This is a genomic window from Sorangium sp. So ce117, from assembly GCF_051524395.1.
Lineage (GTDB): Bacteria > Myxococcota_A > Polyangia > Polyangiales > Polyangiaceae > Sorangium > Sorangium cellulosum_B.
Window position 1 is genome coordinate 12,686,215 of the sequence record NZ_CP150309.1, and the last position, 22,395, is coordinate 12,708,609.

The following is a 22,395-nucleotide window of genomic DNA, read 5'->3' on the forward strand; positions in this document are numbered from 1 at the left end:
CCCTGCCGCGGGTTCGTCGCCGGGGTTTGCCGGGATCTGGCCTCTCCCACGGAGCTCCGTGTGATACTCGCCGTCCCGATGAAACCCGGGGACATCGTCGCCGACCGCTTCTTGATCGAGCGCCTCGCCGGGTCGGGCGGGATGGGCTCCGTCTACCGCGCCCTCGACCGGCACACGGGCGAGACGGCGGCGCTCAAGGTCATGTCGGGCCGCGGCCTCGAGCACGGCGAGCGCTTCGCGCGCGAGGCGCAGGTGCTCGCCGAGCTGCGGCACCCCGGCATCGTCCGGTACATCGCGCAGGGCGCCACGGAGAGCGGCGAGCCCTGGCTCGCGCTCGAGTGGCTCGAGGGCGAGAGCCTCGGCGACCGGCTGCGCCGGCGCGGGCTCACCATCGCGGAGAGCGTCACGCTCGGCCTCCGGGTCGCCGAGGCGCTCGCCGAGGCGCACCGCCACAACGTCGTCCACCGCGACCTCAAGCCGAGCAACCTGTACCTCGTCGACAAGTCGGTCGAGCAGGCCAAGCTCCTCGACTTCGGCATCGCCCGCCTCACGTCGCTCGCGCCCCTCACGATGACCGGCGTCGTGATGGGCACGCCGTTCTACATGGCGCCCGAGCAGGCGCGCGGCGAGCGCGACGTCGGCACCCAGGCCGACGTGTTCGCGCTCGGCTGCGTCCTGTTCCACTGCCTCACCGGGCGCCCGCCGTTCGTCGGCGACGACATCCACACAGCCCTCCTCCGCGTCGTGCTCGACGAGGCGCCGCGCCTCCGCGATCTGCGCGCCGACGTCCCCGAGAACGTCGACATCGCGGTGGCGCGCATGCTCGCCAAGGCGCCGGCGGACCGGCCCGCGAACGGCGCCGCCGTGGCCCTCGAGCTGCTCCGCGTCGGCGAGATCAAGAGCACCCCCCCCGCGCCCGCGAGCCGGCGCGCGAGCGCGCTCACGACCGGCGAGCGGCGCACGCTGTGCCTGATGCTCGCGCGCGTGGGCGCGCCGGAGGTCCCCTCGTGGCAGGGGCCCACCATGCCGATGACGCTCCCGATGACGATGCCCCTCGCGCGCACCGTCCCGGAGGACGAGGTGAAGCGCGTGGCGTCGCGCTTCGGCGGGGCGCTCCAGACGCTGCCAACGTCGGGCGACGGGCTCCTGCTCATCACGCTCGAGGGGCGCGGCCTTATCACGGACCAGGCCGCCCGCGCGGCGCGGTGCGCGCTCGAGGTGCGGGACCTCCTGCCCGGCGTGCAGATGGCCCTGGTCGCCGGCCGCGGCTCCGCCGACGACCAGCTCCCGATGGGGCCCACCATCGACCGCGCCGTGCGGCTGCTCGACCGCGCCGACGGCGGGTCGATCCGCCTCGACGAGGTGATGGCCGGCCTGCTCGACGCCCGCTTCGAGGTCGGCGGCGACGCGACAGGCCTCGTGCTCCGCGCCGAGCGCGATCTCGTCGAGGCCGCGCGGACGCTGCTCGGGCGCACGACGCCGTTCGTGGGGCGCGACCACGAGCTCGCCATCCTCGACGCCGTGCTCGACGAGTGCCTCTCCGAGCCGACGGCGCGCGCGGTGCTCATCACGGCGCCCGCGGGGCTCGGCAAGAGCCGGCTGCGCTACGAGTTTCTGCGCCGCGTCGAGGAGCGCAAGGAGCGGGTGCAGGTCTGGCTCGGCCACGCCGACCCGATGAGCGCCGGCTCGCCCTTCGGGATGCTGCGCCAGATGCTCCGCCGCGAGGCCGGGCTCTCGGGCGGCGAGCCGCAGGAGGTCCGCGAGCAGCGCCTCCGCGCCCGCGTGGGCCGGTACGTGAGCGGCGCCGACCTCGACCGCGTGACCGAGTTCCTCGGCGAGGTGGCGCGGATCCGCTTCTCCGACGAGGGCCGGGTGGAGCTGCGCGCCGCGCGGAGCGACCCGATGCTCATGGGCGACCAGATCCGCCGCGCCTTCGAGGACTTCGTGCTCGCCGAGTGCCGGGCCGAGCCGGTGCTCCTCGTGCTCGAGGATCTCCAGTGGGGCGACGTGCCCACGGTGAAGCTCATCGACGCGGCCCTCGCGCTCCGCGACCAGCCGCTCATGGTGCTCGCGCTGGCGCGGCCGGAGGTGGAGACCGTCTTTCCGAAGGTGTGGGTCTCGCGCGGCGTCCAGGAGCTCCGGCTGCGCGAGATCGGGCGGCGGGGGAGCGAGCGGCTCGTGCGCGAGGTGCTCGGCGACGCCGTGACGCCCGACCTCTGCGCGCGCCTGTGCGAGCGGGCCGGGGGCAACGCGTTCTACCTGGAAGAGCTCATCCGCGCCGCCGCCTCGGGCCGGACCGAGGCGCTCCCCGAGACGGTGCTGTCGATGGTGCAGGCCCGCCTCGAGTCGCTCGACGGCGAGGCGCGGCGGGTGCTCCGGGCCGCGAGCGTGTTCGGCCAGAAGTTCTGGCGCGGGGGGCTGATGGCGCTGCTCGGCGGCGAGCGTCGCGCCCCCCAGGTGGACGGGTGGCTCGCGGTGCTCGTCGATCGCGAGCTCATCGCGCGGCGGGGCGAGGGCAAGTTCCGGAGCGAGCACGAGTACGCGTTCCGGCACGCGCTCGTGCGCGAGGCGGCGTACGCGACGCTCACGGACGAGGATCGCGCGCTCGGCCACCTGCTCGCCGGCGAGTGGCTGGACGCGGCCGGCGAGCGCGACGCGGCGCTCCTGGCGGACCACTTCGAGCGCGGCGGCGACGCCGAGCGCGCGGTCGTCTGGTTCCGGCGCGCGGCGGAGCAGGCGCTCGGGGCGAACGACTTCCGCGCCGCGATCCAGCGGGCCGAGCAGGGGGCCGCGAGCGCCGACGTGGACGGGGAGTTCTTCGCGGCGCTGCGCCTCGTCCAGGCCGAGGCGCACAAGTGGCTCGGCGAGGCCTCCCAGGCCGAGCGGTGCGCCGTCATGGCGATGCGGGGCTTCCCCCGGAAGAGCGCGCTCTGGTACGCCGCGGCCGGGGAGGCCGCGTCGATGCGCGTGCGCCTCGGCATGGGCGACCGGCTCGCGGATCTCGTCGAGGAGCTCCGGGGGGCCGGCCCGGGCAGCGGGGACCGCGGCTCGTGGGTCGACGTCGCGGAGGCGACCGGCGCCTCCGTGAGCGCGCTGGCGCGCATCGCCGGGTCGCTCCTGCACGGGGGCCAGTACGCCGCGGCGGAGGAGATCGTGCAGGAGCTCTCCCGGGTGGCGATGCCGCTCGCCGAGCGCGACGCGGCGGTGGCAGCGCGCATCCACGCGCTCCGGGCGTCGCGGGCGCTCTGCTACGGCGACCCTGCGGCGTCGCTCGCGTGCACGGAGCAGAGCATCCCCGCCTACCTCCAGACAGGCGACCTCAGGAACGCGTGCCTGAGCCGCGTGAACGCGGCGCACTGCCTGCTTCAGCTCGGGGTGTACGGCCGCGCCGAGGCCGAGCTGCGCGACGCGCTCGCGGAGGCGGGGCGGCTCGGGCTCTACAACGTGGCGGCGTTCGCCAAGCAGAACCAGGGCCTGCTCTGGATCCAGCAGGGCGACCTCGGCGCGGCGCGCGCGGCCACGGCCGAGGCGATCGACGCCTTCGTGGCGCAGGCGAACCGGCGGCAGGAGGCGCGCTCGCGGGCGTACCTCGCCGCGATCCTGACGCGGCTCGGCGACCTCGACGCGGCGGACAACGAGGCGGGCGCGGCCGTGGCGATGCTGGCGCACGTGCCGACGCTCCAGGCGCACGCGCTCTCGGTGCGCGCGCGGGTGCTGCTCGAGCAGGGCCGGGCAGAGGACGCGCTCGAGGCGGCCCGGCGCGGGCTCGGGCTGCTCGTGTCGGTCGGCGGGACGGAAGAGGGCGAGGCGCAGATCCGGCTCGTGTACGCCGAGTCGCTCCGCGCCTACGGCCACCACGAGGCGGCGCGCGAGGCGATCACGGTGGCGATGCAGCGGCTCGTCGCGCGGGCGCAATGGATTCAGGACCCGGCGCGGCGGCAGAGCTTTTGCCAGGCCGTGCCGGAGAACGCCAAGACGTTCGCGCTGGCGGCGCTCTGGCAGCAAGAAGCGGAGCCGACGCTGCAGTGAGGCGCCGAGTCGCGGCCGCGCTGCGGACGGAAGAGCTCATGTGTGCTGGCTCGCCCGGCTGCGCCGGCGGGCGAGGGCGAGGGGGATGCGCAGCGCGCGTGTCATCGCGCCGCGGTGAGCGGATCGAGCTGAGCCGCGCCGCTGTCATAAGGAGTTCACTCACGCCATCTCCGCGGTAACCAATCGTGGCCGCGGGTGGCGTGGCGTGCGCAACATGTGGGTGGGCGCGCGTGGGTGGCGCGCGCGTGGGGAAGCGGCGACCCGGCCGCGGCTGCTTGACTGTGTGGCCGAGGTTCGAAAGAATCCTGAGCAGCCATGTATTCAACCCTCTTTCGGAACGTGCTCTTTCCGTTTTACGAGACGAAACTCCGAGGGAGAGCCACGCTGGCCTACCTGGGGGAGCTGGAGCGGTCCCAGTGGCGTCCGGAGCGCGAGCTCAGGGAGCTCAACTGGAGAAAGATGCTGGCGGCCCTCCGCTTCGCCGAGCAGAGCGTGCCCTTCTACCGGCGCCGCTTCGCCGAATACGGGGTGCGGGTCAAGGACGTTCACGCGCCCGACGATCTCGCGCGCTTTCCGGTTTTGACCAAAGCCGATCTCCGCGCGCACGGCAGCGAGCTCATCGCGGATGGGTGGCGCGGCAAGCTCTTCAGGAGCGGTACGGGCGGATCGACTGGAGAGCCGGCGCGCTTCTTTTACGATCACGCGACGTACGAGTGTAGAAGCGCCGCGGCCCTGCGCTCCGACGCGTGGGCTGGCGGCCGTATCGGGGACAAGGAGCTGTACATCTGGGGGATTCCGACCCTGGAGCCCCGCTGGAAGAAGGCGAAGCGCACGCTGCACGAGGCGCTGATCCGGAAGAAGACGGTCAGCGCGTGGAACCTGGCGGAGGAGCGGCTCGCGGGGGTGGTGGACGAGATCCGGCGCTACCAGCCGAACCTCGTTGTGGGGTACACGAGCCCTCTCTACTACACGGCGCGCTATGCGCTCGAGACGGGGCACCGGCTGCCCACGCCGAGGGGGATCATCGCGACGGCGGAGCGGCTCTTCCCTCACCAGCGCGAGGTGATCGAGCGGGCGTTCCAGGCGCCGGTCTACGACCGCTATGGGTGCAGGGAGATGATGCTGATCGGCGCGGAGTGTGAGCGCCACGAGGGCAAGCACCTCAACATCGAGAACGTCTTCCTCGAGGTGGTGCGCGGCGGCCGGCACGCGCGGCCCGGCGAGCCGGGCGAGGTGATCCTGAGCGATCTCGTGTGCCGGTCGATGCCGCTGCTGCGTTACAAGAACGAGGATGTGGTGGTCGCGGCCGACAAGGCCTGCTCGTGCGGTCGCGGTTTGCCGCTGCTCGCATCGGTCGAGGGGCGGGTGCTCGACATGATCGTCGGGACGGACGGCCAGCTCCTCTCGTCCGTGTTCTTCCCCTACTTCTTCAAGGACAACCCAACGGTGGAGCGGTATCAGGTCCACCAGGACAAGACGCGGGCGATCACGATCAAGATCATCCCTGGCGAGGGGTACGGGCCGGAGACGTCGCAGGCCATCGAGCGTGATCTGCGCCGGTTCCTCGGGGAGCGGGCGGATATCCGGGTCCAGCTCGTCAGCGACATCCCGGTCACCTCGGGGGGGAAGTTCCGCTTCACCATGACCGAGGTGCCGATCGAGTTCGGCCGCGGGGCCGCGGCATGATCGGAGCGTCCGGGGTCCGGCCGGCGCCGTCCGCCGCGCCGGGCCGGCCCGCGAAGGTCGCCCACGTCGTGCTCTCGCTCAACGTGGGTGGGCTCGAGCGGGTGGTGCTCCGGCTGCTCGACAGGATGACGCGCGACCGGTTCGCGCCGGTGGTGTGCGCGCTCCAGGAGCCCGGCGCGCTGGCCGAGGAGCTGGCGCGGCTCGGCGTGCCGCTCGTGGTGCTCTCGCGCAAGCCCGGCCTCGACCCGGGGCTGCCGTTGCGGCTCTCGGCGTGGCTGCGGCGCGAGGGGATCAGCCTCGTGCACACGCACAACCCGGGGCCGCACCTCTATGGCGCGCTCGCGGCGGGCCTCCTGCGGGCGGCGGCGTTCCCTGGCGGCGGCGGGCCGCGCGTCATCCACACGAAGCACGGGCGCAACTACCCGAAGCAGAAGCGGAAGGTGCTGGTCAATCGGCTGGCCGCGGCGCTCACGGACCGGGTGGTGGCGGTGAGCGACGACTCGCGGGCGGTCGCGCTCGAGGTGGAGCATGTCGACCCGGCCAAGGTCGTGACGATCTTGAACGGCGTGGACACGGACGTGTTCCGGCCGGGCGACGCGGGCGCGGCGCGGGCGCGGCTCGGGGTGCCGGCGACGGGCTATCACGTTGGGTGTGTCGCGCGGCTGTCGCCGGAGAAGGATCACGCGACGCTGCTCGACGCCTTCGCGCGGCTCCGCGCGACGCGGCCCGACGCGCATCTGACGCTGATCGGCGACGGCCCGCGGCGGCCTGCGCTCGAGGCGCAGGCGGAGCGGCTCGGGCTCGGCGGGGCGGTGACGTTCACGGGCACGCGCGGGGACGTGGCGGAGCTCTTGCCGGCGTTCGACGTGTTCGCGCTCGCGTCATTGACGGAGGGGATCTCGCTGACGCTCATCGAGGCGGCGGCGGCGGGGTTGCCCATCGTGGCGACGCGGGTGGGGGGCAATCCGGAGATTGTGGTGGATGGCGAGACAGGGCTGCTGGTGCCGGCTGCAGCGCCGGAGACCCTGGCGGGCGCGCTCGAGGCGGCGGCAGAGCGGGAGGATCGCGCGGAGATGGGGTTGCGCGGGCGGGCGCGGGTGATGGAGCGGTTCGGGATCGACCGCATGGCGCGCGCGTACGAGGACCTCTATGACGAGGTTCTTGGGCGATAGCGTTCGCAGCGCACGACACGGAATGTCTGCGCCGTCGATAAACGGTCGGCTTTCGATTTCGTCCCTGAGACAAGCTGCCGCGGGTGGCGCTGGGCCACGGCTCGCCGTTGAGCCTGGTGATTGACGTTGTCGCCGCATGTGAGGGGACCACGAAGGCCGACGTTGCGGGCGCAATTCACAGGATACCTTGTCCCTCGTGATCCTTGGCCCGCGGGACGCCTTGTCCGGCCCAGATCCACTGGCTCGCGGTGGTCCGCGCGGCGCGGGAGACGTCGGAGGCGATGGCCGACCAACTCCCGAGGCCCTGGTAGCGGTTGCCCCCTCGTCCGACCCCCGATCCCCTTCAGTTCGTACAAGGTTGCTCCCCTCGCCCGAGCGGTGGGACCTCGAACCTGCACAAGGTTGCCGCTTCGGCCGACGGGGGGTGTTTCAATCCGTGGACGGCCGCCTTCGCGCCACAGCCAGCCTGAGGGAGCGCACTCCCCGAGCTCTCCATGGCAGATCGCCGTGGGCGGGACGAACGTCTGCTGGACGCTCTCCGTAGAACTTGTGGGTGAGCCAAGGCGGCTCTGCCGATTGGCCGAGCGAGCGCCGCACGCGGGCCCGCAGCCTCACCCTTCTTCGTTCCCGCCCGCCGCGCGTTGCGCGAGCCAGCGGTAGAGCTGGGTCCGGTGCATGCCGAGCGCCCGGGCCGCGCGCATCACGCTGCCGTTTTCACGGCGCAGCGCCTCCTCGATCTCCGCCGCGGCGGGCCACGCCGCTGCCCCCCGCGAGGGCCCCTTCTCCGCCGCCGGCCGCTGCGCCCGCGCGGCGTCCTTCTCGGTCTCGCCCAGGACCCCGCCGGACATGCCCGCTGGTGGCTCAGGGACGCTCAGCCGCCCCGCCGACGGGGAGAGGTGCTGCTCGTGCACCACCGAGCTGCCCGCCAGGTGCGCCTCCTGCGCTGCTGCCCGGATCTCTGCGGTGAGCTCTCGAATGTTTCCTGGCCACGCCCGCAGGAGGCACGCCTCGATCAGCGACGCATGCGCCCGAGCGGGCGCGGTCGTCTCGTCGTGCGCGCCAGCCGACGTCGCATGTCGCAGGGCCGCATCGACGAGCCACGGGATGTCTTCCGCTCGCTCGCTCAGCGGCGGCACGCGGACCGAAGGCCGCGCGATGCGGAAGAAGAGATCGTCGCGCAGCTTCCCCGCGGCCATCTGGGCTCGCAAATCCCTGTGGGTCGCCGAGACCAGCGCGAAATCCACGCTCACCGGCCGCGAGGCCCCGAGGGGGATCACCTCCTTCGCCTCCAGCGCCCGCAGGAGCTTCGCCTGCACCCCGAGGTCGAGCTCGGCTACCTCGTCGAGAAAGAGCACCCCGCCGTGCGCTGCCTGCACATAGCCCTCGGCGTCCGCCGCGGCGCCCGAGTACGCCCCTTTGCGCGCGCCGAAGAGCAGCCGCTCGGCCAGCACCTCGGGGATGGCGGCGCAGTTCACGGCGACGAAGGGCCCATCGCGCCGCGGGCCGAGCACGTGGAAGGCCCGCGCCGCGTGCTCCTTACCCGTTCCGCTCTCGCCGGTGATGTGCAGCGTCGTCCCGAGGCCCGCCGCCCGACCGATCGCATCCCACGTGCGGGCGAGGGTCGGGCCGAGGATCGTGCCCTCGGCGCGCGAGATCCCCGCGCGGAACGGCTCCACATCGGCCTGGAGCAAGAACACCGACCAGCCTGTGCGCAGGATCCGGAGCTCGGCGCCGGCGCGCGTGCCGATCAGCGGGACGCCATCGAGCCAGGTGCCGTTCCGGCTGTCGAGATCCTCGACCTGCCACTTGCCCTCGATCCAGCGCACGCGCGCGTGCTTGCGCGACATCCGCTTGTCGTCCAGGAGCACGCCCGCTACCTCGCATCGCCCGAGCTCGATCTCGCCGTCCTCCAGCGGGAGCGCATCGCAGCGGGGGCCGTCCACCGAGAAGATCAGGAGCAGCCCGGGCCTTGGCTTCCGGAGGCCGCGGTGCTCCGACGGGGGGCCGGGCGCGTCGTCCAGGGTCGTGTTCGGTGCAAGGGGCGCCACGATCACCGCGGAGTGTAACGCAGCTCGCATGTCCTGTGCAGGGGGCACCCGCCGCGGTGGACGGAGCTCAGCGCCGCCGCTCCACGGCGAGGGGCGCGCTCAGGATGCCCTGCGCCTAACCCGTGTGCCAGCCATACGACGTGAGGGCGCGTGGGACGCGCCGATGGGGAGGCTAGCTTCCAGGCGGGCATCCATGGCAAATGGGTTGCTGTCGATGGCGATCGATGGCGACAGGAGGGTTCCTCGTCATGAATCAACATGTGTTCTTGATGTCGAGCCTCCTCCTCGTCGCGGCCGCATGCGCGAGCGACGTGTCCACTCCCTGCGGGGACGGCTACTGCCTGGCGGCTTACCAGTGCGCCGATTCGGATGGAGCGCCGCGGTGCGTGCCGCAGGATACGCCGCGGAACGTCTGCGGCAACCGGATCGTCGAGCGCGGCGAGGAGTGCGACGAGGGCGACGTCGCGGCGGGCGACGGGTGCGGCGCGACCTGCCGGCGGGAGGAGTGCGGCAACGGGATCGTCGATCCCGGCGAGGAGTGCGACGAGGGCGACGTCGCGGCGGGCGACGGGTGCGGCGCGACCTGCCGGCGGGAGGAGTGCGGTAACGGGACCCTCGATCCCGGCGAGGAGTGCGACGAGGGCGATGTCGCGGCGGGCGACGGGTGCGGCGCGACCTGCCGGCGGGAGGTGTGCGGCAACGGGATCGTCGATCCCGGCGAGGAGTGCGACGAGGGCGATGTCGCGGCGGGCGACGGGTGCGGCGCGACCTGCCAGCGGGAGGTGTGCGGCAACGCGATCCGCGACCCAGGCGAGGCGTGTGACTGCGGCGTCGATGCCGTCGCGCCCCGGGAGCCGGTGTGCAGCGATCGCCAGAACGCGTCGGCGGGCGGGGTGTGCCGCCTGGACTGCCGGCTTCATTGCGGCGACGGCGAGGTCGCGCAGGAGGAGACGTGTGACCCCGCCGCTCCTTTGGTCGCCTCCTGCGTGGATCTCCGTTACGATTTTGGCCGCCCTGCCTGCTCGCGCGCCTGCGACTCGCGGGAGGTCGTGGGCTGCGGCGACTTCAATTGGCGCTTGACGAATGTGCCTGTGCCGATAACGGAGTGGCTCGCCGACGTGTGGGGAAGCGGAGCGCGCGACGTCTACGCCGTCGGGGGCGGGGGCACCCTGGTTCATTACGACGGCACCGTATGGACATTGATCCCGTTACCGGTCGCTGCGAGCGCAGAGCTGCGCGGCGTGTGGGGCAGCGGTCCGAGCGACGTCTTCGTCGTCGGACTCGAGGGCCCCGCCGCCGGAGCCACCGGCCTCGTGCTGCACTATGACGGAGACTCATGGACTCGGATGCCCTGGCCCTACGAGCGGGCTCCTAACGACGTGTGGGGCAGCGGCCCGAATGACGTCTTCGCCGTCGGAGATGGGGGCACCTTGGCCCGCTTCGACGGCCGCTCCTGGACGAAGATGATTTCACCAGTCGATGTGGGGCTGTCCGGCGTGTGGGGCAGCGGTCCGAGCGACGTCTTCGCCGTCGGGGGACATGGCACCGTGCTGCATTTTGACGGAAATTCCTGGACACAGATGCGCTCGCGGGTCGATGAGTGGCTGTTCGACGTGTGGGGCAGCGCTCCGAACGACGTCTTCGCCGTCGGAGATGAGGGCGCGCTGCATTTTGACGGAAATTCCTGGGAAAAGGTGCCTTCGACGTCCAATATGGAACTTCGCAGCGTGTGGGGCAGCAGCGCGAGCAACGTCTTCGCCGTCGGAGATGTCCTGGCGCACTTCGACGGCCGCGCCTGGACGGAGATGAATTCACCGATCGATCAGATTGCGGCCGTGTCGGGCATCAGTGAGATTATGGCCGTGTGGGGCAGCGGTCCGAGCGACGTCTTCGCCGCCGCCGTCGGCACCGTGCTGCATTTCGATGGCATCACCCTGACAGAGCTGCCTGTCGCGGCCGATGACGAGTTGATTTACGTTTTGGATCTATGGGGAAGCGGAGCGAGCGACGTCTTCGCCGTCGGAGAGCGGGGCGCCGTGCTGCATTTCGACGGCAGCTCATGGACGGCGATGGCATCGCCGGTCGATGTGAATCTCCGCGGCGTGTGGGGGAGCGGAGCGAGCGACGTCTTCGCCGTCGGAGAGCGGGGCACCGTGCTGCATTTCGACGGCAGCTCATGGACGGCGATGGAATCGCCGGTCGATGTGAATCTCCGCGGCGTGTGGGGAAGCGGAGCGAGCGACGTCTTCGTCGTCGGAGCGCGGGGCACCGTGCTGCACTATGACGGTCGCTCCTGGACACCAATGTCTGTAGAGGGCATCGAACATGCGCTCTACGGCGTATGGGGGAGCGGGCCGAGCGATGTGTTCGCCGTCGGGGATTTTGGCGCCGTGCTGCATTTCGACGGCCGCTCCTGGACGACGATGGTATCGCCGGTCGATGTGGGCATCTTCCACGTGTGGGGGAGCGGACCGAGCGACGTCTTCGCCGTCGGAGAGCGGGGCGCCATCCTGCACTTCGACGGCAGCTCTTGGACGGCGACGACATCGGTGCGCAATTTTGCATTTACCGACCTGTGGGGCAGCGGGCCCAACGATGTCTTCGCCGTCGACGGCGCCGTGCTGCACTTCGACGGTGGTTCTTGGCTGCCCATGCGTTCCGAAGAACTTGGGTTCCCGCGGGCGGTATGGGGTGATTCTTTGGGTAATGTGTTTATTTTCAGCGACCAGGACCTCAGCCAACGCAGCCATCGACTCGGCCGGACAGCGCTCAGCCGCTGAAGGCCGAGGACGGATGCTTGGTTTCGGTTGGCTTCGCGCTGCGATGGACGCCCCGGAGCCGCTCTGCGCGCCGCGGCGCCGGGGACCGGCGTACGGCGGGCGCGACGGCCAGGCTTCCGGCCCGCAGGCATGAGCCTGTCGGGTTCGTGCGGTGAGATTGTCATGAGCCCGATGAAGGAAATACGCTTCGCTTCTGTGGGCGACTCGGGCGCCTCTGCCGTCGACGAGGAGGCGGCCGCCCCGCCGCCGAGCCGGAGGGGACGTCCGGAGTCAGAAGAGGGGATGTACCCGTCGGCGACCTGGAGCACCGACAACGATCTCGACGCGGCGCAGCTCACCGCGCCCAGGACCGGCCCTGCGCGGCGAGCGCCGCGCGACCTGCCCATCGACGCCGGGACGTCCCTCGGTCACTACGAGCTCATCCGCGAGCTCGGCCGCGGGGGCATGGGCACGGTCTTTCTGGCCCGCGACGTCCGGTTGGGCCGCCTGGTGGCGATCAAGCTCGTCACAACGCTGACCGGCTCCCGGCTCGACCGATTCCTTGTCGAGGCCCGCGCCACCGCGCTCTGCAAGCACGAGAACATCGTGACCATCCACGATGTGAACGAGCACAACGGGTATCCTTACATGGTGCTCGAATACATCGAGGGCCAGAGCCTCCGCGCGTGGATGGCGCAGCGGAGGCCGGCGGGCGCGCCAGCGGGCGTCGCGGCCACCTCGGTGTCGACGAGCGCCGCGGTGGAGCTGATGGTGCCCGTGGTGCGCGCCCTCGTGTGCGCCCATCAGCTCGGCATCGTGCACCGCGATCTCAAGCCGGAAAACATCATGTTGGAGCCGTCCGGAGCGATCAAGGTGCTCGATTTCGGCATCGCCAAGCTGCTCGACGTCGACGCCGCCGTCACGTGCGAGCCCCCTGCTCCCAGGAGCGAGCTGACCCTGACGCACGAAGGGGCCGTCATGGGGACGCTGGCCTACATGTCTCCCGAGCAGCAGGCCGGAGAGGAGATCGACCAGGCGACGGATATCTGGGCCGTTGGGATCATGCTCTATGAGCTCGTGACCGCCGCGCGCCCGTTCGACGGGGCGACGACGGTCGGCGCGCGCCTCGACGCGCTCGACGCGTCCGTCCGGAAGATCGGCGGGATGCGCGCCGAGCTGGGCGCGCTCGGGCCGATCATCGAGCGGTGCCTGCGCAGGCGGACCTCCGAGCGCATCGCCTCGGCGCGGCAGCTCCTGGCCGAGCTCATTCCACTCCTGCCGGGGCGCCGCGAGGTCGTCCTCGGCGCCGACGAGAGCCCATTCGCCGGCCTCTCGGCGTTCCAGGAGGTCGACGCGGACCGCTTCTTCGGCCGCGACGACGACATCGCCGGCATGGTCGCGCGCCTGAAGAGCCAGCCGCTCCTCGCGATCGTCGGCGCGTCGGGGGTCGGGAAATCATCGCTTGTGAGGGCGGGGATCATCCCGGCGCTCAAGCGCTCGGGGGCCGGGTGGGAGTCGCTCGTCATGCGGCCCGGGCGCGAGCCCATGGCGGCGCTCGCCGATCTGCTCAACCATCCATCCCTCCTGGAGCAGGGCGAGGTCGGCTCGCCGGCGGCGCGCGGCCGTGAGGCCGAGCGCGGGCAGGTGATCGAGCGGCTGCGCGCCGAGCCCGGCCACCTGGGCGCCGCGCTGCGCGCGTGGTCCGCCCGGACCCAGCGGCGGGTCGTGCTGTTCGTCGACCAGTTCGAGGAGCTCTATACCCTCTCGTGCGGCGCCCGAGAGCGCGCCGCCTTCTTCTCGTGCCTCGAAGGCGTCGCCGACGACGCCTCCTCGCCCCTCCGCGTCATCCTCTCCACCCGCTCGGACTTCATCGAGCGGGTGGCCGAGGACAGGCACTTCATGGCGGGGGTGACCCGCGGCCTCGTGTTCCTCTCGCCCATCGGCCGGGGAGGGCTGCGCGAGGCGCTCTTGAAGCCGGTCCAGGCGGCGCGGTACGAGATCGAGGACCCGGCGATGGTCGAGGGCACCCTCGATGTGCTGGAGACGACCCCAGGCGCCCTCCCCATCCTGCAGTTCACCGCGGCCAGGCTGTGGGACATGCGCGACCGCGAGCGGCGGCTCCTCACGCGGGCGAGCTACGAGGCCATCGGCGGCGTGGCGGGAGCGCTGGCGAGCCACGCCGACGCGGTGCTGGCTGGGCTCAGCGGCCGTCAGGCGAAGCTCTGCCGAGCCATCTTCGAGCGCCTGGTCACGCCCGAGCGCACGCGGGCCATGGCCAGCCTGGAAGAGCTCCGCGAGCTGCCCGGGGACGGGGATCCAGACGAGATCGAGCGCGTCGTCCACCTGCTGGCCGACGCGCGGCTCCTCGCCATCGAGACGGGGCGCGACAACGCCGGCGGCAAGGTGGAGATCGTGCACGAGTCGCTCATCGTGCGCTGGCCGACGTTGCAGCGCTGGCTCGACGAGAACCAGGGAGACTCGGTGTTCCTCGACAAGCTGCGCGCGGCGGCGCGGCAGTGGGAGTCGAGCGGCCGCGCCGAGGACCTCTTGTGGCGCGGCAAGCTCGCGGAGGAAGCGCGCCGCTTCTCGGAGCGCTCGGCGCGCCGGCTTCCCGAGCGAGAGCAGCGCTACCTCGACGCCGTGGTCAGGCTGGCCGGCCAGGCGCAGCGCCGGAAGCGCAATCTCATCGTCGGAACCATCGCGAGCCTGGCCCTCCTGGTCGTCGGCGCCGCCGCGGGGATCGTCACGGTGGCCCGCCAGAACCGGGTCATCGGCGCGCAGCTCGCGGACATCCGCCGGACCGAGCGCAGCCTCGAGGAGGCGCTCGCGAGAGAGACGGCGTCTCGACAAGCCGCCGAGCAGGCGAGGATGAGCACGGAAGAGCAGCGAAACCGGGCCGAGCGGCTGCAGAAGGAGGCCGAGGAGGCCAGGGACAGGGCCGAGGTCGAGACCGAGAGGGCGCACGCCGCGGCCGAGGAGGCTCGGACGGCGCGCGACGGGGCGCGGGCGTCCGAGGCCGAGGCGCGGCGCGCCGAAGCTCAGGCCGATGACGAGCGGGCCAGGGCCGGCGTCGAGGAGCGGAAGGCCAAGCAAGCGGCAGACGACGAGCGCCGGAGCAAGGAGGCGCTGGAGCAGCTCATCCAGCGCTCCGTCGGGCAGGTCCGGGACCGCTTGAGGTGAAAAGCGCTCCGGGAGATCATCGAACCATTCCCGTGCAGAGGACGCCGACGAGCACCCGAGCTGCGATCTGTTCATGGCTCTCGATCGCGATCCTCGCGTCCCGGGCCGTGCCCGCGTGGGCTCAGACCGAGCCGGCGCTGCCCCCCTGGCATGAGGGCGTCGCAGAGGAGCGCAAGCAGGCGGCGCTGGAGCTCTTCATGCAGGGGCGGGACCTGCACAGAAGGATGGTGCTCGGCGATGCCAAGAAGAAGTACGAGGAGGCGCTCGCCCTGTGGGAGCACCCGGATCTCCGGTTCTCTCTGGGCAGGGTGCTCAAGATGATGGGGATGCCGCTGCTTGCCTACGAGAACCTGCGCCTCTCGCTCCGGTGGGGGCCGGCGTCGCTCGAGCCCGAGGACCTCGAAGAGGCGCGCTCGCTGATGAAGGAGCTCGTCGAGCGCGAGCTGGCCGTCGTCGAGATGCGCTGCGCTGAGCCCCGCGCCGAGGTGCTGCTCGACGGGAGGTCGTGGTTCGTCGGTCCTGGTTCGGCGCGCCGGTTCGTGACGCCCGGAGAGCACGTCGTCAGCGCGAGGAAGGCGGGGTATTTCCCCCTCGTCGAGCCCGTCGTCGTGCTCGCCGGGGTCCAGGCCTCGGGCGTGCTCAAGCTGAGCGCCGACGGCATCATCACGGTGCGCAGGTGGTCCGCCTGGAAACCCTGGGCCGTGGTCGGGGCCGCGGCGGGCCTCGGGCTGGCTGGTGCGGTGTTGCGCTGGCAGGCCGACGAGCATCTGGAGGAGGCGGAGCGGCAGTTTGAAGAGACCTGCACGTCGGGCTGCCCTCCAACGACGACGGACACGTCGAGCCGGGGTATGACGGAGAGCCGTGTCGCCACCGGCCTGTTCATCGCCGGCGGCGCGACCCTGGCGGCAGGCGCGGTCCTCGTGTTCCTCAACATGCCGCGGACGTATCGCACCGAAAATCAAGGCGGCGTCCAGCTCCGGATCGTGCCCGCGGCGCCGGGCGCGGCGGCCGGGCTGTCCGCTCGGCTTTCCTTTTGAAGCGCCGAAGGCACCGGACGGCGCCGCCGTCACCGCGCCGCTGCTGTTCTATTTGCGCTCGTAGAAGGTGAGGCTCACCCCGCCGCCCGCCGCGCCGCCCGGATCGGAGCTCACATACTGCTTCGTGTTGAGGATCGCATAGGGGCCGTCCGCGCGCGTCTCGAAGACAGGAATGAGCGCGCCGAACGGTCCGCAGTTCCTCACCACGATGACCTCGCCGTCCTTCGAGGACAGCGCGTACCTCGCGTCCAGCACCGTGGTCGACCCGATGAGCTGGTAATCCGCGCCTCCGGGGAGCACCGAGCCCGACAGGCCGCTCAGCAGCATTCCGCCGGTGACCGTGCCCCCGGTGATGGGAATGATGTTGCGCGTGCCGCGCTTGCTCGCGCCGACAGACACGGATGCGCCGAGCGTGACGGACTCGGTGAACACGCTCGAGCCCTTCGCTCCGGTCACCTTCGAGCACTCCCACGATTGGTTCGGGACGCCCTCGGGATCCTTGAGCTGGATCTTCGGCTCTCCGGCGGCCACCTCGCTGATGTCGTAGACGTCGAGCTGGATCGTGCCCGCCGCTGCGTCGACGACACGGGTGCCCGCGAACTTCCCGGTGTTGAGCCACGCGAGCGAGCTCGAGTTGGGGACCTCGAAGTCCGGGACGATCCGGACGACGTCATCGCCGGCGGCGGCCACGCCGCAGGTCCGCATCAAGATGCTGGTGCCATCGCTCGCTTTCAGGATGTTGATCTCCTCGAGCTCGACGGATCCGTTCGACAGCGTGAGCTCGAGGTCCATGCCGCCCGTGAGGAACGTGGCCTGGATCTTGTCGCCCGTGAGCGTGCCCCCCTTCACGTCGAGGAGGCGGCGGTGTCCGAACTGGGTGGTCCCGACATCGTGGGTCTCGCCGAGCTGGAGCGTCGCCCGAAGGACGAGCTCGCCGCGCGTGGGGAGCGGAATGCCGCTCGGCATCCCGCAGGTCCACGACGGATCGGGGACGATCGTCGCCTCACCGCTGCCGTTGTCGCCCCCGCCAGCGCCGGGCATCCCGCCAGCGCCGCCGCTGCCGCCGCTGCCCGTCTCCTCGGCGCCACCGGCTCCCGTGGTTCCGCTGCCCGCGGTGGTTCCGCTGCCCGCGCCGCCCGTGCCGGCGTCGCCGCCCGTGCCTGTCGCTCCGACGGAACCGCTCGACGCCGCGCCGCCGGAGCTGCTGCTCGTCGTCCCTCCGCTGGTATCGTCGGTCGACGAACCACACCCTCCAGAGCAGATGCCCAGGATTCCAGTTATCAAGAGCTTCGCTGGCAGATTTTTGATCACCATGGCCGGACCCATCCATTCAATCCACGATGCGATTCGATGCACCCTGAAACGTGGCGCTGGTTCGAGCGACGCCCGCCTCAGAACTGCGAGAAGAAGCTCCAGATCGACTCGCCGGAGTTGTTCTGCGGGGCGTGGCCCCCGTCGAACTCGCACCAGACGACCGGATAGCCCGCGTCGCAGCCCTCGTAGCTGACGCAGGGGCTCGGCTCGACCGGTGTAGTCTGCTGGCCGCAGTGGTTTCGCTCGAGGAAGACATCGCGAGCGCTCTGACCGTTCTCGAGCGGAACCACGTTGTCGGTCTTGCCGTGGGCGCCCCACATGGCCACGGGATGGTCGCCGTCCTCGCAGCCGCTGTAGATCGCGCCGGACATGGAGGCGATGGCGCGGAACTCGTCGCCCATCGCGCAGCCGATCGCGTAGGACATCATGCCGCCGTAGCTGAACCCCGTCGAAAAGATCCTGCTCTCGTCGATGCAGAGCTCGCCGCGGAAGCGGTCGAGCATGGCGCGGAGGAACGCGATGTCGCGGCCTCCCGTGTTCGCCCAGCCCTGGTCGATGCCCTCGGGCGAGACGAAGATCGCCGAGCCGTCGGCGCGGCTCTGGAGCCCGTAGTAGCCGCCGCCGAACCCGGTCGCGACCTGCTCGGCCGAGCCGCCGCGGGGATGCCAGGCGAAGATCAGCCGGTAAGGGTGCTTCGGATCGTAGCCGTCCGGTACGGCGAGGATGTACTCGCGCGTCGTGCCCCCGACATCGACGCTGAAACGGCCGCTCTTCGGCGCGGTCGCGCTGCCGCAGCCGGCGCTCTGCGCCGCTCCTCCAGCGCCGCTCGAGCCGGAGCCGGCAACGCTCCCGCCGCCCGCGCCAGTTGCCCCCGAGTCCGGGCTCCCGCCGCTGCCGCCGGCGCCGCTGGCCGCCCCCGACGAGCCAGCGTTTGCCGCCGAGCCACCGTTTGCCGACGAGCCACCGGTCGCCGACGTGCTACCCGTGGCGCCGGAGGCGCTGGATCCGGGCCCAGCGGGCCCTCCGGCGCTGCCGCCGGAGGATGCCTCGGTCGTTGCTTCTCCCTCGCTGGCGCAGCCCAGCGCCGCGAACGCCGCGAGCGCAACGATCCCTGGAGCGATCACGCCGAAATTGCGAAGCGTTTTCATTCGTCCCCGCCTCTCTATTCTAAGATCGCCGTCCGTCCTCGCATCACCCGATGCAGGTCATCTGCGACGACGTCGTACCCTATGCCTCACACCCGAGGCATAGGCATATTCACCTATGCCTCGGGCGTGAGGCATAGGCATATTCGCCTATGCCACGATGCGAGACGTCACGCCCAGAGGGGCGGACTGGACGACGCGGGCGAGGGGCGAGCTCGAAGCGGCAAGGTCGGCGCGAACGGCGCGGTTCCAGCTAGCCGCTCGGATCGAGCTGCACGCCGACGGTCCACGCGGCGCCTCCCACCTCGTCCTTCACGGTGATGCGCCCCGTCGCGGCGTCGAGCTCGAACGCCGGGTCGCCGCCGTTCGGGGTCGTGTTCCCGTCGTGGACGCGGACGACCTTGTCCCCCTCCACCGTGCACTCGGCGACGCCGGTCGTGCCCGCGCCGTAGAGCATGCGGCCGGCGCACGCGAGGCGCGTCAGGCACTTGCCGCCGCGCGGGAGCGGCGAGACGAGCAGCGCGCACCTCTGGCCCACCTTCACCGGGCTCGGCCCCGTGGACTCGGTGACGCGCGCGGACCGGCGCAGCGCCCTCCGGGTGGCGTCGAGGAGCGGCTCCCCCGCGACGGACAGGCTCTGGTAAGCCAGCATGAACTCGACGCGGTACGCGGGCGCCGAGTCGCGCCAGACGGCGCCCGCCTTGCGGATGCTGTCGAGCGAGACCTCGGCCCGCTCGCCGGCGCGCGAGCCCTTGTCCTGGTACGAGAGGGCATAAGCATAGGTGCCAGGCTCAGGACCGGAGTCCTCCTCCACGCCGCTGCTGAACATCGACATGCCGTTCAGCGGATCGCTCGACCGGTAGATCGGCTTGCCGCCGCAGAGGACCCGGAGCGCGGGAACGCGGATGTCGTCGCCCGAGCTCGCGAGCTCCGCCTCGACGGTGCACGCCGCGCCGGCCGCGAGGGGGAGCCCCGTGGCGCGCGTGACGGCCGCCTTCCAGGTCGCTGTCGCGGTCCGCGACGGCGCCTCGCGCGCCGGCGGGGCCGGCTCCGGCGGCGCTTGCGCTGGCTCGGGGACCGGCGCCGGCGGCTCCGGGGGGGGAGGGGCAGGCGAGGGCAGGGCCGGCTGCTGGACGATCGCCATCGTCTCGCGCGCGGGCCGCGCCAGCAGGTAGCTCGCGATCATCGCGCAGAGCCCCACGCCCGCCATCGTCACGAGGAGCGGCACCGCCGACGATCGCTTCGGCCGGCCGCGCACCGCGGCGAGCTCCCGGCCGAGCTGGTCGAGCACGCGGCGGGCCTCCGCCATCTGGCGCTCGATCTGCTCGACCCGCGCGGCCCGATCGTCGTCGCGGTGCTCCGCGAGCTCCTTCCTGGCCGCCGCGAGCTGCTCCTCGAGGCTGTCCACACGCCCCCGCAGCGCGTCTCGTTCGTCGCGGTATTGCATTGCTCGACGATACCACCGACCAGCTCACCAGCGACGCCGGGCGCCGGCGGCGCGCCGGCCGTCGGAGCGCGTCGACACACGCGCCGCGCGTGGGGCGGCCATGTTCGCAGTCTGACGCTACGCTCCGGATTCCACGGCAGGACACGAGACTTCTCGCCCGGGCCGGCTGCGCAGCGTATACGATGTAGCCGGTCCTCAGCGGTCGTGGGGAGGGCGGTCAGGTTGTGGAGCAGGAGGCCGTCGGGAATGGGTCAGGGTCGCCAGGGCAGTGCGGTACCGTTGCCGGAGCAGTGGGGCGAGCTGCCTGGCGCAGCGGAGCGGAAGGCCAGGGGAAAGGCCGGCGTCTCCGGCCCTGTTGCGCGCCGCTCCGAGGGCGCGCCCGCGGCGGCCCGCCCTCCCACCCTCGGCGTCGTCGCCCCGTTTCTCTCCGGCGCGTTCTGGGGCCCTGTCCTGCTCGGCATCCATGAGTCGGCCCAGCGGCGCGGGATCCGCACGCTGGTGCTGCGCGGCACGCCGTCCGAGGTCCTGGCCCCCTCGCTCGCCAGAGAGCAGGTGGACGGGTGGCTCGTCATCATCGAGTTCGGCGGCATCGAGGCGCTCGCCGATGCGGGGGTCCCGTTCATCACGCTCGGCGCCCGCCCCGCCGGCGTCCGCTGTCCCGCGGTGGTCCCGGACAACCACGGCGGCATCCGGAACGCGGTGCTCCATCTGATCGAGCACGGGCACCGGCGCATCGCGTTCGTCGGCAACTTCGCCGCGTACGACGTGCGCGAGCGCCGCGACGCCTACATCAGCACGCTCGCCGAGGCCGGGATCCCCTTCGACCCCGATCTGGTCATCCCGTGCGACAACAACATGTACACCGGCGGCCGGGCCGCCGCGCCGGCGCTCCTCGCGCAGCTGCCCGCGTGCACGGCGGCCGTCTTCGGGACCGACAAGAACGCGCTCGGGACGATGTCCGAGCTGAAGGCGGCGGGCGTCCGTATCCCCGAGGATTTCGCGATCATCGGCTTCGACGACGTCGTGGAGGCGCAGAGCGCCGACCCGCCGCTGACCACGGTGCGCCAGCGGTTCGAGATGATGGGGAGCGCGGCGTGCGAGCTGCTCGCGTCGATGATCGCCGGCGAGCCCTTTTCGCCCGAGGGCGTGCGCACGGCCAACGCGCTCGTCCTGCGGAGCTCGTGTGGTTGCAACGTGGTCCAGAACTTCCTCGACACGGAGGACGCGGCCTCCGAGGAGGACGCCGGCGACACCCTGGCCCGACAGATGGTCGAGCAGCTGCTCCTGCCGCGCCCGCTCCCGCCGGATACCCCGCCGGCCGCGGTCTGGCCGGCGGTCACGCGGGTTGTCGACATGTATTTCGCGGCGCTCCGGGGCACCGCGCCCGCCCCGGCCGCCGAGCTCGAGCGCGCCTATCGCCAGGCCGTCGCCATCACGCCCGATCTGGGGGCCCTGCTGTCGACGGCCCGCCTGATGGATCAGCTCCCGGAGCGGCGCCGCATGTCCCTGGACGCCGCGGCCAGCCGGCGGGTCCAGGACTTCGTGGAGCTGGCGCGCCTCGCGAGCGCGCGGGCGCGGCTCGACGCCGAGACCCACTCCGTCCACCAGCTCGGGGTGCTCGCGAGGACCAACTACGATGTGAGCTTCGCCCTGCTCGGCGGCACCCAGCAGGAGTACCGGTCGCTCTCGTGGCTCGGGACGACCACGATGGTCTGGGGTTGCCTCGCGTTATGGGATGACCCGGCGGAGCGCACGGGCCTCGTCGTCGCGGGCGCCTACAGCCGCGACGGCAGCCCGGTCCCCCCGAACGGGAGCCGCCATCGGCTGGAGGCGTTCCCGCCGGCGGAGATGCTGCCGCCCTCGGCCGCGGACGGCACGTACATGGTGCTGCTCCTGCCGATACGCTCCGTGGAGCGCGACTGGGGGATCCTCGTGCTCATCGGCCCGGCCGTCGTCGCGATGACCGGGGACGAGGGCACGGTCGCGATCTGGGGGACGCTGCTCGGGGCGGCCCTCGAGCGCGACGCGCTGCTGGCGTCGCTGTCGGCGCGGCACGCCGACCTGCAGCAGGCGTTCGCGAGCGAGCGCGCGCTGTCGCAGACGGTGCGGGAGCTGGGCTGCCCGATCATCCCGCTCCTCGCCGGCGTGCTGCTCGTGCCGCTGATCGGGATGCTCGACAACGGCCGCGCCCAGCAGGTGCTCGAGAAGGTGGCCGAGGGGGTGAGCCGGCACGAGGCGCTGTCCGTGCTGCTCGACCTCACGGGCGTTCCGTTCGTGGACCTCCAGGTCGCCCATTTCCTGGGCATGACCAGCCGCGCGGCCGCCCTGCTCGGCGCGCGCGTCTACCTGGTCGGCGTGCGCCCCGAGATCGCGGAGAGCCTCATCGACGTCGATCTCGGCGAGCTGGCCACGTTCTCCTCGCTCGCGATGGCGCTCCTCGAGCTCGGGCAGGCGGGGGTGCGCGCGGCGCGGGCGGCGGGGCCGGGCGCGCGGTAGGCATCATCGCTTTCCTCACCTCTCGCCTGAAATCGATTAAGGATCGCGCTGCCGACGGAAGTCGAGAGGCTCGGCCGGACGT

11 protein-coding genes and 1 pseudogene are annotated in these 22,395 nt (G+C 71.9%); 8 read left to right on the plus strand and 4 right to left on the minus strand.

All coding sequences use genetic code 11. The annotated features are described in order from the left end of the window. Positions 1-78 precede the first annotated feature (78 nt). The 3 genes from WMF46_RS47655 to WMF46_RS47665 all read left to right on the plus strand — a co-directional run bounded on the left by WMF46_RS47655 (position 79) and on the right by WMF46_RS47665 (position 6,887). The gene (locus tag WMF46_RS47655) at positions 79-4,029 is read left to right on the plus strand and encodes a protein kinase domain-containing protein (protein ID WP_437983327.1); all 3,951 of its coding nucleotides are present in this window, start codon (positions 79-81) and stop codon (positions 4,027-4,029) included. A gap of 315 nt (positions 4,030-4,344) precedes the next feature. Continuing rightward, the gene (locus WMF46_RS47660) at positions 4,345-5,715 is read left to right on the plus strand and encodes a phenylacetate--CoA ligase family protein (protein ID WP_437983328.1); all 1,371 of its coding nucleotides are present in this window, start codon (positions 4,345-4,347) and stop codon (positions 5,713-5,715) included. Then, positions 5,712-6,887, plus strand: coding sequence for a glycosyltransferase family 4 protein (locus tag WMF46_RS47665; RefSeq protein WP_437983329.1), 1,176 nt, complete (start codon positions 5,712-5,714; stop codon positions 6,885-6,887). Before WMF46_RS47660 ends, WMF46_RS47665 begins: the two co-directional genes overlap by 4 nt. Before the next feature lie 611 nt (positions 6,888-7,498). On the opposite strand, the gene WMF46_RS47670 is transcribed toward WMF46_RS47665, so the two are convergent. Continuing rightward, a complete protein-coding gene (locus tag WMF46_RS47670; RefSeq protein ID WP_437983330.1) occupies positions 7,499-8,935 on the minus strand; it encodes a sigma 54-interacting transcriptional regulator in 1,437 nt (478 codons plus the stop codon). Between the two features lie 269 nt (positions 8,936-9,204). On the opposite strand from WMF46_RS47670, the pseudogene WMF46_RS47675 reads away from it, so the two are divergent. The 4 genes and pseudogenes from WMF46_RS47675 to WMF46_RS47690 all read left to right on the plus strand — a co-directional run. Beyond that, positions 9,205-9,612 (plus strand): annotated as a pseudogene (locus WMF46_RS47675) (hypothetical protein); the annotation flags it as partial. Between the two features lie 12 nt (positions 9,613-9,624). Then, positions 9,625-11,715 (plus strand): glucosyltransferase-I, encoded by a 2,091-nt coding sequence (locus WMF46_RS47680; RefSeq protein ID WP_437988016.1) that lies wholly within the window; start codon positions 9,625-9,627, stop codon positions 11,713-11,715. A 162-nt stretch (positions 11,716-11,877) separates the two neighbouring features. After that, positions 11,878-14,874 (plus strand): nSTAND1 domain-containing NTPase, encoded by a 2,997-nt coding sequence (locus tag WMF46_RS47685; protein ID WP_437983331.1) that lies wholly within the window; start codon positions 11,878-11,880, stop codon positions 14,872-14,874. A gap of 32 nt (positions 14,875-14,906) precedes the next feature. Next, the gene (locus tag WMF46_RS47690) at positions 14,907-15,911 is read left to right on the plus strand and encodes a tetratricopeptide repeat protein (protein ID WP_437983332.1); all 1,005 of its coding nucleotides are present in this window, start codon (positions 14,907-14,909) and stop codon (positions 15,909-15,911) included. A 48-nt stretch (positions 15,912-15,959) separates the two neighbouring features. Here the strand turns inward: WMF46_RS47690 and WMF46_RS47695 are convergent, their stop codons facing one another. The 3 genes from WMF46_RS47695 to WMF46_RS47705 form a co-directional block, all read right to left on the minus strand. After that, entirely contained in the window at positions 15,960-17,195 is a 1,236-nt protein-coding gene (locus WMF46_RS47695) for a DUF3237 domain-containing protein (RefSeq protein WP_437983333.1), read from the minus strand. Positions 17,196-17,302: 107 nt separating this feature from the next. Continuing rightward, positions 17,303-18,373, minus strand: a complete 1,071-nt coding sequence (locus WMF46_RS47700; protein WP_437983334.1) for an alpha/beta hydrolase family esterase — start codon at positions 18,371-18,373, stop codon at positions 17,303-17,305. A 250-nt stretch (positions 18,374-18,623) separates the two neighbouring features. Next, positions 18,624-19,817: a hypothetical protein gene (locus tag WMF46_RS47705; protein WP_437983335.1), complete on the minus strand. Its 1,194-nt coding sequence runs from the start codon at positions 19,815-19,817 to the stop codon at positions 18,624-18,626. A 246-nt stretch (positions 19,818-20,063) separates the two neighbouring features. On the opposite strand from WMF46_RS47705, the gene WMF46_RS47710 reads away from it, so the two are divergent. Next, positions 20,064-22,313: a substrate-binding domain-containing protein gene (locus tag WMF46_RS47710; protein WP_437983336.1), complete on the plus strand. Its 2,250-nt coding sequence runs from the start codon at positions 20,064-20,066 to the stop codon at positions 22,311-22,313. Positions 22,314-22,395 lie beyond the last annotated feature (82 nt).

What these genes read in the sequence shown, in the direction of transcription:
- WMF46_RS47655 (WP_437983327.1), top strand. Translation starts at nt 79, where the DNA reads ATGAAACCCGGGGACATCGTCGCCGACCGCTTCTTGATCGAGCGCCTC.
- WMF46_RS47660 (WP_437983328.1), top strand. Translation starts at nt 4,345, where the DNA reads ATGTATTCAACCCTCTTTCGGAACGTGCTCTTTCCGTTTTACGAGACG.
- WMF46_RS47665 (WP_437983329.1), top strand. Translation starts at nt 5,712, where the DNA reads ATGATCGGAGCGTCCGGGGTCCGGCCGGCGCCGTCCGCCGCGCCGGGC.
- WMF46_RS47685 (WP_437983331.1), top strand. Translation starts at nt 11,878, where the DNA reads ATGAGCCCGATGAAGGAAATACGCTTCGCTTCTGTGGGCGACTCGGGC.
- WMF46_RS47700 (WP_437983334.1), bottom strand. Translation starts at nt 18,373, where the DNA reads ATGAAAACGCTTCGCAATTTCGGCGTGATCGCTCCAGGGATCGTTGCG.
- WMF46_RS47705 (WP_437983335.1), bottom strand. Translation starts at nt 19,817, where the DNA reads ATGCAATACCGCGACGAACGAGACGCGCTGCGGGGGCGTGTGGACAGC.
- WMF46_RS47710 (WP_437983336.1), top strand. Translation starts at nt 20,064, where the DNA reads ATGGGTCAGGGTCGCCAGGGCAGTGCGGTACCGTTGCCGGAGCAGTGG.